Source organism: Massilia sp. Mn16-1_5 (genome assembly GCF_004798585.1).
Taxonomy (GTDB): domain Bacteria; phylum Pseudomonadota; class Gammaproteobacteria; order Burkholderiales; family Burkholderiaceae_D; genus Telluria.
Genome location: NZ_PPXQ01000028.1, coordinates 24961 through 42154, shown reverse-complemented (window position 1 = coordinate 42154; position 17194 = coordinate 24961). Strand labels below are relative to the sequence as shown.

Below are 17194 nucleotides of genomic sequence, written 5' to 3'. Positions count from 1 at the left end.
TGCGCTATCGCCGTCTTGTCCGGGACTACGAGCAGCGCCTTGATGTGTCGGAAGCGATGATTTTCATCGCGCTCGGCTCTTCATTACTGCACCGGATGCGTTTCCGGTGAGTTATTAAACCGTCTCTTAGCGTTTCCTAGTTAAATACAACGTGCCCATGACATCATTATAGGTAGCAAAGGGAACGGCTCAATTACTCGGACATTACATTTAAATTACGTCACAACCGGTCTAGGCCAATTCCCGTTTTTCATCGTCCAACCCTAGTGGCACGGAGCTCGACGTCACTCCCATCGGCGCAGACGGATATAGAAAAGAGCGCTAGGCCGGTTCAGTATCCGCAGCCGTGCGTCTCAGATTGATTGGCTAAAAAAGCGGCCACGTCACATGATTACTAACTTGGCCGGCGGCTTTTGCAACTGAAGTGATTCGAACCGTAATCGGCAGGTCAAGCGCCTGTTGCCCTCCAGCAATCACATCGCGCTTGGAGGCTGCTGCGAGACGAGGAACGCGGCGGCGGCGAGCGCGCCGAGAACCGCCACAGCTTCCAGACGCAACACGAAGCGTACGGTGCGCTGGCCCTCAGCCGAGCTGCCGGCGGCGGGCAGGCCAAAGAACTTGTTATAGCCGCCCAGCGCGATAGCGAACACTACCAAGACTACTTTCACCAGCAGCGTGATGCCGTAGTCGGTGCCGACCAAGTGCTCGGCAGTCCCGACACGGTGCCAGGCACTGTATAGCCCCGTAGCGACAATGGCCGTCACCGCGACCATTGCCGCGTTGGACATCGCATCAAGATAGGCAGACATCTTTGGCCTGTCGACCTCCGCGCGGTCGAGGACAAACCAGCCCGACACCATCACCATGCCAACCCAAAGCGCGATGGCGAAGAGATGGATGCTTTCAGCCGCAAGTGGCATGCTTAAGAACCCCTGTTCGCCCGCATGGCCCATCGAGGCTCGGGTAACAGTGAACACGACAAGCAGCAACAAGACTGCCCCATCCGCAGCGCGACCGGGACGATGGATGAGCCGACATAGAAGCAGTAGCGCGATCGCCGCCAGGCCAACAGCCCCGGCGTGCCCGAGCGAGGTCGTCGCAAGCATTGTCCAGAGCATCGGACCTGCTTCAGCCAGCTGGAATCCCCCCATGACTGCGGTAGCAGCCCAGAATGCGGCCGCACTCGATGCCATAACCAGTCCGGCTGCCGCAAGGTCGAGCTGACGCAAGGAGCCCTGGTAGCTCGCCGCCGGCACGTACGCGGCTTGCAGCCAGCGGCGCGCAAACCAGGACCCGACCAGCCAGGCAAAGCCGAAGTCGACCAGCCAGACCGAGGTCACCTGCAGCAGCGCAACGCGATCCAATTACTTCACCGTGAACGAGAACTCGCCGGTGCGACGATGCCCATCGTGGCCCGCTACTGCCCACTTGACGGTGTAGGCGCCGGCAGCCAGCGTCGGGGTCTCAAGACGCAGGACGGCCGGATTATCGGCATCCACCGTGGCCTTGGCGGTGGTCACGGCTTTGCCCGTACTGTCGTTGAGGCTGACAGTGCTGAAGGCCTGCTCGATTTTCTCGTTGAAGGTCAGCGAAATCTGTTTCGGTGCGGTCGCGACAGTGCTGCCTGCCAGAGGATCCGAGGCCTTCAGGCTGGCGTGGGCCGACGCAAACGGGCTTGCAAGTACTGACGCCGCGAATGCCGATGCAATCATGATCGATTGGAATGCTTTCATCTTGTTACTCCTTGGTTGATGGTCTACCGGTTGGGGTGCGGACGTGGCACCCTATCGCTCCTTCGCTACATGCCTTGCTGCGGGCATATATATTTTCATGAAGCTATTATAGGGAGCCCGTCATACGGGTAAATTACCCAAACATTACATTCGCATTACAACGAGGCCAACCGGATGGAGTGGTCAAGAGGGCAATGGCATTGGCGCCGTATCGGTAGCTGCCGGAATACCAAAGTGTGGTACTTGTCTAGTAACGAGTCAGGATCAGCCCGGCAGAACTCTATGCACGAGCCGATATCCGCGACGTATGGCAGCATCGAACTTGAGCTATCGGGTCGAAGCATCAGCGTGTGCAGGGCAATTTAAGTCTCCGTCCGGCGATCAGGGAAAAACAGTTCGAAACGGGTCAACCCTTGCTCGCTGCTTGCACTGACCCGGCCCCGGTGGAGCGTCATGATGGACCGAACGATCGCCAGTCCCAGGCCTGCCGACCTGGCGGCACTCGAGCGCGAACTGTCAGCCCGGTAAAACCGGTCGAACAGCCGTGGGAGGTCGGCGGTGCTAATGCCGACGCCGGGATTAACGACCGCTATGCGCATCCCGCCGTCCGCTGCGGAGGCTTCGAGCCGGATCGTGCCGCCTTTGGGCGTGTACCGGACCGCATTAGCGACAAGATTGTTCACCGCGCGCCGCAGCAGGTGCAAGTCTGCGAGGACGGTGCCGCTTGCCCGGACTTTGATACCGATCCCCGCTTCCGCTGCTGGTGCCTCGAAATACTCCGCGATCTGCTCGAGCGCCTTGTTCGCATCGAGCCGTTCGGTACTCAGCAATATTTCTTCGTGGTCCGCCCGCGCCAGGAAGAGCATGCTCTCCACCATGCGCGCCATGCGCTCGAACTCTTCATGATTCGATGACAGCAGGTTCTGGTATTCCTCGTTCGACCGCGGCTGGGACAGTGCAACCTGCGTTTGCACCATCAGGTTGTTGAGCGGCGTGCGCATGTCGTGTGCCAGATCGGCAGAAAACTGCGACAGGTGTTCGAAGCTTTTTTGGAGACGGTCCAGAACGGCGTTAAAGGCATCAGCCAGCACAAGCAGCTCAGCTGGGGCGGTCGCCGCGTCGAGCCTCACGGCGAGGTTAGTCGCTGTCACGTTCCTGGCCTGATCGGCCAGTTGCCATACCTGCCGCAGGCCGCGTTTTACCAGCAGAAAACCCATCAACGCGGTAAGAATGGCTCCCCCGATCACCGCTGCCATCACTTTCAGGCGATATGCTGCAAGCAGCACGGAGCGGTCATACGGCGTCCTGGCCAGAACGATGCGCACCACACTCCCGTCAGCAGCCTCGCCCAGCGCCGTCAATATCCTCAGCCCTCCGCCTCCGACCTCGTTTTCGCCAATCACATCATTCGCAGTCGGCGCACGCGTTGTAGCGACGGCTTTGGCCGGGACCGTAAACTTCCTCTGCCCGACATTACGCAGCAGAGGCCGTCCATCGATCGTTTCGATCACAAGAAGGTAGCCACCATGGATGTCGACAGCGTCCAGGAACTGATGGGGAGTCTTGCCCACGTCAGTCGCCGTCGCGGTTTCGTCGAGCAGGTGGCGTATCAACGAAATCCTGTCAATCAGGTCGGCATCGTCACGCTCTTGCAGCTGGCGCGCCAGCGCCTGGTACAGGACGATACCGACGGCAGCGAATACCACGACAGCAATCGCTGCGAACAGCGCCCCGAGCTGCATCGTAAGGGAACGCTTCCAGACACTCATCCCCGGTCTTCCAGTACGTAGCCCATGCTGCGCACCGTATGGATGAGTTTCGCGCTGTACGGGTCGTCGATTTTTGCGCGAAGCCGCCGGATCGCGACGTCGACGACGTTGGTTTCACTGTCGAAGTTCATGTCCCAAACCTGCGAAGCGATGGCCGAACGCGACAGCACCTGTCCCGTGCGCTGGGCCAGCAGGTGCAGCAAGGCGAACTCCTTTGCTGTGAGATCGATTCGGTTTCCCATTCGGGTTACGCGATGTTTCGGTACATCAATCTCGAGGTCGGCAATCTGTAGGACTTCCAGTTCACGTATGGGCCCACGCCGCAGTAGCGTCTTGATCCGGATGAGTAGTTCAGCAAAAGCAAACGGTTTGACAAGATAGTCGTCCGCGCCCAACTCGAGCCCCTTGATACGATCAGCGAGCGCGTCCCGTGCGGTCAGGAACAGAACCGGCGTATCGACGCTCTTCCTCAGCGCACTGATGACCTGCCATCCGTCGAGTCCAGGCAGCATGACGTCCAGCACAATCAGATCGTAATGCATGGCAGTGGCCGCGGCGAGTCCTTCTGTTCCGCTCCGGACCAGGTCGACAACAAAACCGGATTCGCTCAATCCCTTCTGAAGATAATCACCTGCTTTAAGCTCATCTTCGACAACTAATAGACGCATGTTCATCCTGTAACACTATTTAGGCCAGACGTATTCTAGCGGCCATCCGGAAGAGAAACATGGCGGCGGAGTGACTCGATCATTACATCGGGATGACAGGCTCATTACAGTTTGCGTGTTTGCGCGAAACCGCCGCTTACCCAAATAAGCGGAACAGGGCCATGCTGTAACGTAACTCTACCAGCGAACACCCCACGGCCCTGTGGCCATGCCAATGGTCCCTTGAATCAGGCGCTGGCGCCCATCGAACCCATCTGGCGGCACTCCTCGGCGCAGCGGCGGCAAGCAGCGGCGCAATCCTGACAGTGCTGCATCGAGTGCTTGGCGCATTCGTCCGCGCACATGTCGCAGGTCGCGGCGCAAGCCTGGCAAATCGCGTTTGCTGCCGGGCCTCCGCGGGCCATGACCGCAGCAGCGACCCGGCAGATCTGTGCACAGTCGATGTCCAGCGCAATGCAGCGTGCCATCATCTTGACGTCGTCCTCCTGCAGGCAGGCCGACGCACACATGTCGCAGGCGTCGGCACAGTCGTTACACGCGGCGATACACGATTCGAATTGTTGGTTATGCATGATGTTGCTCCTTTGTCGAAATGAATTGAATGAACAATGCCCTCTCAGGTACATCGGCGGCTTTTCCACAGGAGCGTCTCCGGACGCGCCCTGGCCTGCCGCTCTCGCTCCCTTTCATAAATCGGTCAATACCAGACGCGTAATCCGGCTACAGCACGGAACGTCGTGGCGTCCTCGCCGCGCGCTCTTGCCAGGTCCGCGGTGCTGCCGACCCTGCGGTTCCATGTCACGCCGATGTAGGGCGCGAACTGGCGCCTGATTTCGTAACGCAGGCGCAGGCCGAACTCGATGTTGGACAGGCCAGTCCCCGTTCCAAGAGCTGGATCGGCATGGCTGTACAAATTGCCCTCGAGCTGAGGCTCGAGGATGAGCCGTTGCGTGAACAGCACTTCGTAACGGGCGTCGAACCGGGCAGCAAATTCGCCTCCAGGACGCGCGTAGGCAGTTGCCTCCACGTCGAACCAGTACGGCGCCAGGCCGCGCACGCCGGCAGCAAGCCAGTTGCGGGACTCGCCCCCGCCCGTATCATGGCGCACGCCGAGCTGGGTGCTCCAGAAAGGGGCGAAGGCGCGATCCCATAGAGCCTCGGTGCGCAATGACTCCAGCCGCCCCCCCGTACGCTCGCCCTGGGCCTTCAGCCATACTTTGTTGTAGTCCCCGCCGTACCAGGCTTCGGCATCGAGGTTCTGGCCGTGCTCGCCGTCGCCGCGCGACAATTCGGCGCTGTCGATCAACACCCGTCCAGAGGGCATGTCGTCCATCATCTCGTTGCCGGGAAAGTTGGCGTGACGCGTTCCTTCGCCGTAGGCATTCGGGTCGCGTGCATCGGCAGGTGCTTTACCTCCCTGCATCGGTCCCATCTGCATGGAGCCCGTCGAGCCCCCCGCCGCGTGCGTCATCGCCTGCTGGGGCTTAGCGCCGGATGCAGCCTGTGCCGCCGGGGGCATCGTCATTTGCGAATGGGACATCCCAGAGTGATCCATGCTGGGCTGATCCTTCGCTGGCTGCTCTCCGGTGGGTCTGTTTGAATCGGCCTGCCGCGGCATCGCGTGGTCCATCTGCGAGTGGTTCATCCCCTGCATCGTCGGCTGCTGCTGCGACATCGGCGCTGGCGCCGCCTGCGCAGGGACCGGCATCGTCATCTGCGAGTGGCCCATTCCGGAGTGATCCATGTTCGATTGGTCCTTTACCGGCTGCCCTGCCGCGGGCTTCCTGGCCTTGGACTGCTGCGGCTTGGACTGGCTCATCTTCGAATGGTCCATCTGCGAATGATCCATCCCGGTCATGTCCTGGACGGGTCCTTCCTGCGAGGCGCCTGGCGGATTTGCTGTCCGAGGCGCGGTGGTCTGTGCCTGTGCGCATTGGTTGGCGACGAGCGCGCAAAGCAGCAGAGGAAGCCCTCCCCTTGTCATCATTGGCTTCTTCATGATACGACCACCTCCCTGAACATTCCCGCCTCCATGTGGTACAGCAAGTGGCAGTGATAGGCCCAATGGCCTGGGGCGTCGGCGGTCACCCGATAGGTGACGCGTTGCGCCGGCTGGACATTGATCGTGTGCTTGCGCACCTGGAACTGCCCGTCAGGCGACTCCAGCTCGCTCCACATCCCGTGAAGGTGGATGGGGTGGGTCATCATCGTGTCGTTCACGAGGACGATGCGCAGGCGTTCTCCCGCGCGGAAATGAATCGGCGTCGCTTCGGAGAACTTCTGCCCGTCGAACGACCACATGAATCGGTTCATATTGCCGGTCAGGTGAAGCTCGATTTCGCGCGTCGGTTCGCGCGGGTCGATCGGCCCGCCAATCGTACGCAGGTCCGCATAGGTGAGGACGCGGCGCCCGTTGTCGCGAAGGTTAATACCCGGATCGTCGAGATTGGTACGGGGCATGTCGACATGCATGTCGACGCCAGGACCATACTCCGTTCTGGCATGCGTGACCTTTGGCGCTTGCCCCGATTGCTGCATGCCGCCCATCGGCATCTCCTGCTTCAAACCCGACTCCATGCCCCCCATCTTGCTGTGGTCCATGCCCTGCATCTTGCTATGGTCCATCCCCTGCATTTTGCTGTGGTCCATGCCCTGCATCTCCATCCCGTCCATCTTGCTATGGTCCATGCCCTGCATGCTGCCCGCTCCTCGAGACTTTGCCTGGTCCATGCCCGGCATGCCGGCCATCCCGGCCATCGACATGGCGCCCATCATGTCTGTCATCGTCAGCCATCCTGCCGGATCGACTTCCGGTACCGGCGCCTGCATGCCGGCCCGTGGCGCGAGGGTCGCGCGGACAAAACCGGAACGACCAATCGACTGCGCAAAGATCGTATAAGCCTTGTCTTCCTGGGGTTCGACGATTACGTCGTAGGTTTCAGCAACGGAAATGCGGAACTCATCAACGGGAACTGGTTCGACATCCTGACCGTCGGCCGAAACCACCGTCATCTTCAGGCCCGGAATTCGAACATCGAATATCGTCGTCGCCGCGCCGTTAATAAATCGCAGACGCACTTTTTCGCCTGGCCGGAACAGCCCTGTCCAATTCTTCGCCGCCGGCATCCCGTTGATCAGGAAATGCAGGCCTCCGCTGACATTGCGGCTCGCTGTTACATCGCTGAAGTCGGTCGGCATCATGCGCATGCGGTTCCACATCTTGCGCTTGTCCACGGCGGGGCCGAGGCCCATCGACCGGACATCGCTTACAAAGTCACCAAACGTCGGCTGGTTGCTGGCGAAGAAGTCACTCATCTTTTTCAGGTTCGCAAACACCCGCTCGGGGTCCGAATCGGTCCAGTCCGACAGCATGACGACGTAGTCGCGGTCTGCCGGTACCCGCTCGCCCCCCTTGGGCGTGATGACAATCGGGCCGTAGAGGCCAGTCTGTTCCTGGAAGCCTGAGTGGCTGTGGTACCAGTAGGTCCCGCTCTGTTTGACTTGGAAGCGATAGACGAAGGTCTCGCCCGGACGGATGCCCGAAAAGCTCAGCCCGGGAACCCCATCCATCTCTGCCGGCAGCAAGATGCCGTGCCAGTGGATCGAGCTCGTGTCGGGCAGGCGGTTGGTCACTCTGAGGGTGACAGTGTCGCCCTCGCGCCAGTACAAGGTCGGCGCCGGTACTCGGCCATTGACGGCGGTTGCAACCCGCTGGGCTCCCGAAAAATTAACCGGCGTCGCTCCGATCTGGAGATCGAATTCGCTTCCCCTCAGGGCCCCGGGATCGGTCTCGGCGGCAAATAGTCGCGCCGGACTGAGCCCGGCGACGCCGGCGACAGCTCCCACTCCTTGCAGAATGCGGCGGCGCCAGGTATTGACGCCGCTTCCTGCACTATCATCGTGTTGCATGAATTCTCCCTCTTCGATTAATTAAGTACTTGGTGTTGGTACGCTGCGTGCCTCGGTGCCGCCGCGCAGGCGCAACGCGTTGGTGATGACTGATACGGAGCTCAGGCTCATGGCCAGGGCCGCGATCATCGGCGAAAGGAATTGCCCCGTGACCGGGTACAGCAAGCCGGCGGCCAACGGGATGCCAAGCGCGTTGTAGACGAAAGCGAAAGCCAGGTTCTGCCGCATATTGCGCACGGTCGCGACCGATAACTCGCGTGCTCGCGCGATCGAGCGCAGGTCGCCTTTAACCAGGGTCACATGGGCGCTATGGATCGCGACGTCGGTCCCCGTCCCCATCGCGATCCCGACGTCGGCTTTGGCCAGTGCCGGCGCATCGTTGATGCCGTCACCCACCATCGCGACGATCTTGCCCTGCCCTTGCAGGCGCTCAACGAGCTCGAGCTTGTCCCGCGGCTTCACTTCGCCATGAAACTCTTGAATACCGAGCTTGCCTGCTACGCTGGCGGCCGTTGCGACACCGTCGCCAGTTGCCATGACGATGGACAGGCCGGACTGGCGCAGGCTTGCCAGGGCTTCCGGCGTTGACGCCTTGATCGGGTCCGACACGGCAATCAACCCGGCAAAGCGTTTGTCGACGGCTAAATACATGACGCTGGCACCCTCCCGGCGCAGGCTGTCCGCCTCGGCGGCGAGCGGGTGGACGTCGGCACCTTCGGCCTGCATCAGGGCCGTGTTCCCCAGTGCGACGCGGCGGTTGTCGATCATGCCGGTGACACCGATGCCAGTGGACGACTCGAACTGCGCGGATGCCGACAAGGTCATCTGGCGACGCCGGGCCTCTGCCACGATTGCGTCAGCAAGCGGGTGCTCGCTGCCCTGGTCCAGGCTGGCCGCAATGCGCAGCACCTCGTCCGGGTCGAAGTCCGGGGCCGCCAGCACCCGGTCGAAGGCTGGCTTTCCCGCGGTGAGCGTGCCGGTCTTGTCGACGACCAGGGTATTTACCTTGCGCATCGCCTCGATCGCGGCAGCGTCCCGGTACAAGATCCCCTGGGTGGCGGCGCGGCCGGTCGCGGCCATGATCGACATGGGCGTTGCCAGGCCCAGGGCACAGGGGCACGCGATAATCAGCACGGATACGGCGTTAACGAAGCCGTAGCTCCAGCTAGCCCCTGGTCCCCATACGCCCCACCCGACCAGCGTCAAGAGGGCAATGACGACGACGACCGTCACGAAGTATCCGGCGACCTGGTCTGCGAGGCGCTGCAGCGGCGCCCGCGAGCGCTGTGCCTGGGCAACAAGCTGCACGATCTGGGACAGGACGGTCTGGGCACCGATGCGCTCGGAGCGAATCACCAGGCTGCCGTTCGTGTTTAGCGTTGCGGCAATGACCTTGTCGCCTGGTTGTTTCACTACGGGAACCGGCTCGCCTGTCAGCATGGACTCATCGACCGCACTTGTCCCCTCGACGACTTGGCCGTCGACGGGCACCTTCTCGCCAGGGCGTACTCGCAGCATGTCGCCCACGTGCACGTGGCTGATCTGGACGTCCTCCTCGTTTCCGTCGGAACCGATCCGTCGCGCAGTTTTTGGCGCCATGCCCAGCAGCGACTTGATCGCCGCCGACGTCTGGGACCGTGCACGCAATTCCAGTGTCTGTCCCAACAAAGTCAGGGACACAATCACGGCCGCGGCCTCGTAGTACACACTGGCTCGGCCATGCGATCCGAATTGCTCCGGTATCAGGTGCGGAGCGACGGTTGCTACCACACTGTAGATGAAGGCGGCCAGCACGCCCAGACTGATCAGGGTCCACATGTTTGGGCTTCGATTAGCTACGGACTGCGCACCTAACCTGAAGAACGGCGCGGCTCCCCACAACACAACCGGCGCACTGAGCGCCAATTCAACATAGTTTTGGTAGGGCAGCCCCTCCGGTACGAACTGATGGACTCCCATGGCGAGCGCCGTCACGACGACCGTCAAAGGCAAGGTCACCCAGAACCGCCGCCTGAAATTCACGAGTTCAGGGCTTTCTCCTTCATCGAGCGCCGGCATAACCGGTTCGAGGGCCATGCCGCAGATGGGGCAGTTCCCCGGGGCATCGCGGCGGATTTGCGGATGCATGGGACACGTAAACACGCCTCCGGCAGAGTCCCCATCAATGTTGGCGTCCCGCTGCGGCTTCGCCACCACAACTGAAGATCCGGCGTGTTCATGATGGCGATCAGCATGGCTGTGCTCATGCTCATGCCCGTGCTGGTGGTCGTGCGTAGACTGGTTCTTCATATTCCTCCTCCCTTGAGCCATAGCCGGAAACACCAGCGGATGCTCAGCGGACCATCGGTATCCTTACCGGTTCTCTGATTGGGCATACTGAGCCGCACCGGCGCTAGCGGGCAGCATCAGGACGTTTGGCTGTACATAATTCGCGATCCCGTTGCGACGCTGCATGGCATGCGGATACCAAACCGTATGGAAAGCGATGGCAGGCTACTGCTGGATGCGCTTCCTGAAACGATGTTCAGCCGGCGAAGGAGGCCGCGTAACGTGGAGGTCGCTCTATGCGAGCGGAGATGAACCCGGTGAACGGGTCGGAAGAAGGGAGAAGAACGACGCTTGATGGAGCGCCGGTTGACGCGAACGCGGCGACGGAGGGCGGCGCGAACGCGCCAAACGTGCAGCCCGCGCAGTGGCTGCACGAACTCTTGTGCACGGAGCCTTGCGTGGACTGATCATGCACATCACTGTCTTGCAGACCCACCTGCGAATTGTCCTTGCTTTCCATTGCCATCGCTGACTCATCGCATGGCTGGGAACCATTTACTGAAACACTGGACATTCCACGGTGCGCCATGGCGCACGGCGGCATGACGGCGGCTGCCATACCTTGGACAGGTAGCCAGGCCATCAACAGCCATAGAACGAAATGTCGCAGACTCTTACTCATACGGCGAATTTAGCACATATGAAAATGGCATTGCCGCACGATACGGTGATTCAAGGCACTGGGCGACAATTCGACCAGCGCGTCGGCAAGAATGCTGAGATCCCCACTTCGTACTGGGCCTATCTCCACAGATGTTGGTGTCCGCTTGGGTAGATGTCGAAAGCCAGGCGCCGGCCTTGCCGCGGTTGCCAATCGCGGGCATAGGCGCGCTCGCCGAAACGCAATGCCCGCTCGGCCGCAACGACATCCAATACGGTCAGGTGCCGATGACTGCCATATTGGCCACGGCGTCTTCCCTCGGTCACGCCCTCGCCGGTCGGCTGCGGGCAAACCACATGGTCTTAAGCCACTCCCTGACACGATAAGTCTGGGCTTCGAAGGGCATGTGGAACAGATATGCACCGACGACGAGTCCAAGATACAGGAGCAGATACACGAGCAAATGCATTGGCCGATTCGGGTCCAGTCGCCCGTTGCCGAGGGGTGGCATGCCAACATGCAGGAACACTGCCATCAGCGGGATATGTAGGACATACAGCGTGAACGAGAAGTCTGAGAAGAAACGCCCGATCCGGCTCGCCAATTCAATCGAGCGGGTACGCTGACGCTTGTACTGCATGCTGGACAGGAAAAGTACGAAGATCACGCTGAAAAGCAGATACTGGACAAAACTGTCCACCGTGATGTTGTTCTTGCCTTTCATGCGGATACCGACTGCCGTAGCCACGAAAGCGAGGAATAAGGACCAGCGCAGGAATGCGCCGCACTCGATTCGCACGCGCGAGAACGCTGCCCCTAACAGCCAGATCGAAAAGTATAGAAGGATTGCGCTGTCGAGGAAGTGAACGATAGCCGCGAGCGCCATCAGGATCAGCGCTCCCTGCAGGGCGGACCGGGTACGAAGAAGCATGGCGAGTAGCGGGAACAGCACGTAATACCAGGTCTCATTCGCCAGGCTCCACAGCGGGAAATTCCCGCCGAACTCAGGCACGAGAATATTTTGCAGTCCGACGAGGTTCCCAAAGAAGGCAGCCGCCGAATAAGCGTTGTCAGGGCCGAACGACAAACGGGTGGGATCGAGCGCCGCCGTCGCAAGACCGAACAGCAGCATTGCGCCAAAAGTCGGTATCAGCACGATCCATAATCTCGTCGCCCGGTCGATCGCGTAATTTGCAATGGCCTGGTGAGTGTCAAGGCGATTGAGCAAGCTGCCTCCCACCAGCCAGCCGCTGAGCACGAAAAATACGATCACGGCCAGATAGGCAAACCCGGTGGCGAAGGCGAGCCCCTGGAAAGCAAGCGAAGGGTTCTGGACGGTGCCGAAACCGGGATAGACCTGGGCACGCAAGTGCGCTGCTGCGACGACCAAGGCCGCCAGTCCCCGTAGCTGTGCTATGAGCATGGAATGCCACTGGTCTTCGGACAGGTTCGAGCGTTGGAGCAATGTTATCTTAGGCATGTTTGGTGCTCTTCCAAAGGTCTAGATTCACCAATCGTAGGGCAACCCAAACCTACCCGTCTGATAGCGAACAAGCATGCCGGACAAGGAGACAGAACCATGCATACTTGCCGATGTGTCTCTTCAAATTGCTGTGTGCCGATCGCGGCGCAAGTGCGATCCGGCTGGATCTTACCCGGACGTCTTGGCTAAGTACACCGCGGCCTTCCTAAGAAACTCACTTTCAGGCTGGGACCTCCTGTGGTTGCAGCGCGTAGCCAAATTGTGCAGCGCGCCGATGCAGTTGCTTGATGACCCGGTCACGATATTGTTGTTCGTAGTGGTCCGCCCCGGGGTCGCGGTAATCCATGCCGTATCGCATCGCGTTGTAGAACAGGACCGCAATCTTGCGTGCTGTTGCGGTCAGGGCCTTGGCATTGCCAATGCGGCCGGCGAGCCGTCGGTAGAACGCGCCAAGTGCCGTATTGCTGCGGCCGACGGTGACTGCGGCAAGCCGAAGTGCGACGGTGATCCGACTGCTGGTCTTTCGGGTGTGTGACGACAGCACCTTACCGCCGCTGATCTTGCAACCTGGCGACAGCGTAAGCCACGAGGTGAAATGCTTGGCGGTGCGCCAGCGGCTGAGATCCGTACCGCATTCGCCGATCAGGCGCAGCGCCAGGAATGGCCCGATGCCGTGGATCTGAGTCAGGTCGGTGCCGGCGAGCTGGTACATGGCCGAGCGCACGTCAAAGTTGGGGTCGCTCGGCATCTTGCTTCGGTGTTTAGCCTTGGGCAAAGGTCCCTCTGGTACGGGCCTGTCGATATTCAGCCCTGCAACTGTGCGCTCAATCTCGACATCGCATTCGTCGATGCATTGCTGATAGAAATCGTAAAGTGAGAGGGCCTGCTTCAATGCGAACAGGTGCTCCGGCTGGTAATTGCCCACGAGCGCAGCGCGGATCGTCTCGCTGCTTTCCTTGCAGCGGACATCACGCATGGCAGCCAATCTTTCCGGGTCGCGTTCGCCGGCGACAATAGCGCGGATGATCCGCATTCCCGTTACACCGGTAATAGTTGAAATCACATGATGTAGCTGGATGTTCATGAAAGTCAGCGCCTTCTGCATGTGCTGGATATGCGCTGCGGCGTAATCGCTATGCCGCTCGCGTGCACGCAGGTAGGCTCTCAGCTCGGCAATATCTCGGCCAGGACGAAAACTGGCGCGTAGCAGCCCACACGCATGCAGTCGCTGCAGCCATTGTGCGTCGTTGACGTCGCTCTTCCTGCCCGGGACCGCGCGCGCTTCGCGGGCATTGGCCAGAATGACCTCGAGGCCGCGCGATTCGAGGACCTCGAAAGCGGCGACCCAGTAGACGCCGGTCGACTCCATCACCACGGTTTTTGTACCGGTAGCGACCAGCCAATCGGCCATGCGTTCCAGATCACTGGTGAAGGCCTGGAACGTCTGCACCGGCTCGTCGCAGAGATCCGGACTGACGGCGGCAACGTGGAAGCGCGAGCCGATATCGATACCGGCGGCGAAGGGATGAATGATCGGCAACCCGGCGGGCTTCGATGTTGATCTGGATTTCGGCATGGTCCACCTCCTGATTCAGGTGCAGGACGGGGACTCGGATTTGATCAACTTCCTAAACGGGGTCGCTCGACAGCGCCGCCACAGATGAGTCCGCAGCTTCCCCTGGGCCAGGTTTTTTGACGGGGTCAAGCCTCCAAGAAGCTTACGGCCACAGTCCTGCGTGCATGCAGTGTACCCGCTTGGAGTTTCTATTCATGAGGGCCACGGGCAACCGTGTGGGGCGGTTTTTCAAGATGTCACGCTCCTCCCTGGCGCGCTTGAGCTCGGCCTTCTGGCGCTGCATCTCGTCAGACTGGGTATCGACAGCCTTGCGCTCCGCCTCGGGAACGCCATAGCGGTTCATCAAGGCGTACAGGCTATAGATGCTCACCTCAAGCCGCTCCGCTACTTCGCTCGCTGGGTGCCCACGCTGGGCTACCTATTTGACGGCTACAATCTTGAATTCCTCTGTGTACCGCTTGCCGCTCGTACCTTCTCCTCGCGCCCGATATTCTGGCTCAGGAGTGTCTACAAATGACGTGGCGATTCAATAACGGTTATTGCCCTTATCCCTAAGTCAAATACGGTTTCCGCCCTTCAGATCTTGAAATCGTCGTACGCTACCCTGGCATCGTCAACGCCGAGACCACGTAACATCTCCCGAGTCGCCGATAGCATCGCTGGAGGACCGCAAACATAAAACTCGAGCGAGGCTATATTCGGATGTGTGCGCAGCAAGCCCTCCAGCACTGCATCATGGACGAATCCGGTCTGCACATCGGCGGCGCCTGCTTCCTCCGACAGCACCAGGTGCCAGTGGAAGTTCGGATAGTTCTCGGCGAACTCGCGCATCTCGGCCACATAAGGCGCATCGCGACGGCTGCGCGCCCCGTACCAGAAGTGCAGCGGCTCGGTGGCGCCCTTGGCCAGCAGGTCGTGGATCATTGCGCGCAGCGGCGCCATGCCGGCGCCGCCGCCGATGAAGACCTTTTCCCGCGTCCCTGGTTTCAGGGCGAAGTCGCCATACGGCCCGCTGAAGCGCACCTCATCGCCTGGCTTGAGCGTGTACATGTAGCCCGAGCCGCGGCCGGGCTTCGAACCGGGCACAAACCGGACGAGGAAGCTCAGGTTCCCGTCGCAGCGCTCTACCGGAACCGATACCGAATACGAGCGCCGTACCGGTGCATCGTTGGCCAGCTCGGCCGGCATGCCGATCGCGTGCCAGTCGGCGTGATGATCCGCCGGAATGGCCAGGTCATCGCCGTTGCGGACAAATGCCGGCACATGCATCTGAACGTAAGCGCCGGGACGGCATTCCACGGGGCTTTGCGGGCGTATCGTAACCTCGCGCAGGAAGGGCGCCACCGGCGTCACGCTTGCCACCACACCAGCCTGCTCCGCAGACGCCACCAGCACGTCGCCAATGTCGATCTCGACATGACGCTTGACCTTCAGGTTGCATGCGAGCCTGTAGCCCGCTGCGAGCTTCTGCGGCGACAGCAACGCGCGGTCTGCGCCCGTTGGTTCCGGCGCCTTGCCGACACAGCGTACCGCGCACAGTCCACAGCTCTGCCCTCCTCCACAGTTCGATGGCAGCTGCAAGCCGGCCCGCGCAAGCGACTGGAACACGGTGTCACCCTGCACCGCCTCTACCGCGCGCAGCTTGCCGCCTTGCTCGTCCATCAGGCTGACCGTGCTGCGGCGGCGCCAACGGGCCGGCACGAACTCCGCGAGACGAACGCTGGCGAACAGCAGCCAGACGCCGGTCAAGGCCATCCATAGTCCACCAATGGCGCTCGACACCAGCAAGGGATTGTTGAAGTTGGTCCGCTCGCTGTAGTCCATGATGTGGAGCATCCAGAAGAAGTCGAACAGCCGCCAGGTGCTGTTCCTGTGCTCAAGTACGGTCCCTGAACGGCTCGACACATAGACCGAGGTCTCCTCCGGGTCGTTGAAGTCGACGCGCCAGACGGGTTCCTTGTGCGCACGCGCCTCGAGCGTAAAGTCCAGCAGGCGCGGCGTCCCAGCGCTGCCGGGCCCGGAATACGAAGCACGGGCGATCTGCTGCGCGAGCTGCGCATCGACTGGCAAGCCATGGCCTGAGCGTGCATCGACCAGCCAGCTACGCTTGTCGTTTTGCAGACGGTACACAGGACGGTCGAGCACCCATCCTGACGTGATCGACATGATGTTTTCGGTGGTCGCGGCAAGGAGCGCGTCGACGCTGAGTACATTACTGGGCCAGGCCAACGGTGGGGCCGGCTTGACGCGGAACTCGCGTCCCTGCACCTTAGTTGCGTCGAGCAGGCTCATGATGACGCCGCTGGACATCCACAACACGAACTGAATCGCGATGACCAGCCCGACCCATTTATGGAGACGCCGCATCCAATGGCTCATGCCTGCTTCCTCCGGCTGAAACTATAGAAGAGCAACCACGCGCCGCTCAGCGCGAACGCCAGGCCGGAAATCGAGGCCGCACGCAAGAGTGTGTTGTTCACGTTTTCGCGCTCTTCATAATCCATGATGTGGAACATCCACAGGAAATCGAACCACCGCCAGAGTTCATGGCGCCGCGCCACCAGGTCGCCACTGAACGGCGAAAAATACAGCGTCGTCTTGCCTGGCTCATCGTAGTGGACGGCCCACAGCGGCACCGGCCGCGCGCCGACTTCCGAAGGCGCCTTCGTCACCCATTCCACGCCGCGGATGCTGCCTTCGCCCACATAGGCTGCATCGGCGAGCGCAACGATGTCCTCCCGCCCCAGCGGACTGATTTGCCGGCCGCTTGCCGCGTCTACCAGGGTGACCTGCTTGCCCTGCTTGATTTCATATGCCTCCTTGCCCAGCAGGCTTTTAATGCGCACAGCGGTCATGCCCGGATACAGTTGTTGCAGGCGTTCCTGCGCAATGCGCGTGCCGGCGCGGCTGAGGGGCTCAGTGGCCACATGCGCCAGATGGTCGCCGTGGATGACTTCGAGAGGAACCACCACCATGTAGAGACCACTGATCATCCAGAGCAGCGCCTGCACCCCGACGACAAGCCCGATCCATTTGTGGGCGCGCCGCACCCAGAAAGCTGATTGCATAGTTGTTGTGAATAAGTTGAGTTACCGGCCGCGGAACGGCCGCTGCGCATGATAAACGC

General features: G+C 60.9%; 13 protein-coding genes and 1 pseudogene. 1 reads left to right on the top strand and 13 read right to left on the bottom strand.

Features of this window, described 5'->3' with window-relative positions; all coding sequences use genetic code 11:
* Nucleotides 1–110 (top strand): annotated as a pseudogene (locus tag C2862_RS23510) (IS5/IS1182 family transposase); the annotation flags it as partial.
* A 363-nt stretch (nucleotides 111–473) separates the two neighbouring features.
* On the opposite strand, the gene C2862_RS23505 reads toward C2862_RS23510, so the two are convergent.
* From C2862_RS23505 to C2862_RS23445, 13 genes are all read right to left on the bottom strand, one after another.
* A complete protein-coding gene (locus C2862_RS23505) occupies nucleotides 474–1364 on the bottom strand; it encodes a CopD family protein (RefSeq protein ID WP_136223234.1) in 891 nt (296 codons plus the stop codon).
* Nucleotides 1365–1733 (bottom strand): copper homeostasis periplasmic binding protein CopC, encoded by a 369-nt coding sequence (copC, locus tag C2862_RS23500; RefSeq protein WP_136223232.1) that lies wholly within the window; start codon nucleotides 1731–1733, stop codon nucleotides 1365–1367.
* Nucleotides 1734–2095: 362 nt separating this feature from the next.
* Entirely contained in the window at nucleotides 2096–3502 is a 1407-nt protein-coding gene (locus C2862_RS23495) for a heavy metal sensor histidine kinase (RefSeq protein ID WP_136223231.1), read from the bottom strand.
* Nucleotides 3499–4170 carry a heavy metal response regulator transcription factor gene (locus tag C2862_RS23490; protein ID WP_136223229.1) on the bottom strand — a complete coding sequence of 224 codons (672 nt, stop codon included), beginning with the start codon at nucleotides 4168–4170 and terminating at the stop codon, nucleotides 3499–3501. Before C2862_RS23490 ends, C2862_RS23495 begins: the two co-directional genes overlap by 4 nt.
* Nucleotides 4171–4397: 227 nt before the next feature.
* Nucleotides 4398–4742: a four-helix bundle copper-binding protein gene (locus tag C2862_RS23485; RefSeq protein ID WP_136223228.1), complete on the bottom strand. Its 345-nt coding sequence runs from the start codon at nucleotides 4740–4742 to the stop codon at nucleotides 4398–4400.
* Nucleotides 4743–4867: 125 nt separating this feature from the next.
* Complete coding sequence (locus C2862_RS25860) at nucleotides 4868–6169, bottom strand: copper resistance protein B (RefSeq protein WP_229467577.1); 1302 nt, start codon at nucleotides 6167–6169, stop codon at nucleotides 4868–4870.
* Nucleotides 6166–8079 carry a copper resistance system multicopper oxidase gene (locus tag C2862_RS23475; RefSeq protein ID WP_136223227.1) on the bottom strand — a complete coding sequence of 638 codons (1914 nt, stop codon included), beginning with the start codon at nucleotides 8077–8079 and terminating at the stop codon, nucleotides 6166–6168. The genes C2862_RS25860 and C2862_RS23475 overlap by 4 nt, the downstream gene beginning before the upstream one ends.
* 21 nt (nucleotides 8080–8100) lie before the next feature.
* Entirely contained in the window at nucleotides 8101–10368 is a 2268-nt protein-coding gene (locus C2862_RS23470) for a copper-translocating P-type ATPase (protein WP_136223226.1), read from the bottom strand.
* Nucleotides 10369–11330: 962 nt separating this feature from the next.
* Nucleotides 11331–12488 (bottom strand): acyltransferase, encoded by a 1158-nt coding sequence (locus tag C2862_RS23465; protein WP_136223225.1) that lies wholly within the window; start codon nucleotides 12486–12488, stop codon nucleotides 11331–11333.
* A gap of 223 nt (nucleotides 12489–12711) precedes the next feature.
* Complete coding sequence (locus C2862_RS23460; RefSeq protein ID WP_136223224.1) at nucleotides 12712–14067, bottom strand: IS110 family transposase; 1356 nt, start codon at nucleotides 14065–14067, stop codon at nucleotides 12712–12714.
* Between the two features lie 142 nt (nucleotides 14068–14209).
* Nucleotides 14210–14437: a hypothetical protein gene (locus C2862_RS23455; protein WP_136223223.1), complete on the bottom strand. Its 228-nt coding sequence runs from the start codon at nucleotides 14435–14437 to the stop codon at nucleotides 14210–14212.
* Nucleotides 14438–14643: 206 nt separating this feature from the next.
* A complete protein-coding gene (locus C2862_RS23450) occupies nucleotides 14644–16446 on the bottom strand; it encodes a 2Fe-2S iron-sulfur cluster-binding protein (protein WP_136223222.1) in 1803 nt (600 codons plus the stop codon).
* Nucleotides 16443–17135 (bottom strand): PepSY domain-containing protein, encoded by a 693-nt coding sequence (locus C2862_RS23445; protein ID WP_136223221.1) that lies wholly within the window; start codon nucleotides 17133–17135, stop codon nucleotides 16443–16445. Before C2862_RS23445 ends, C2862_RS23450 begins: the two co-directional genes overlap by 4 nt.
* Nucleotides 17136–17194 lie beyond the last annotated feature (59 nt).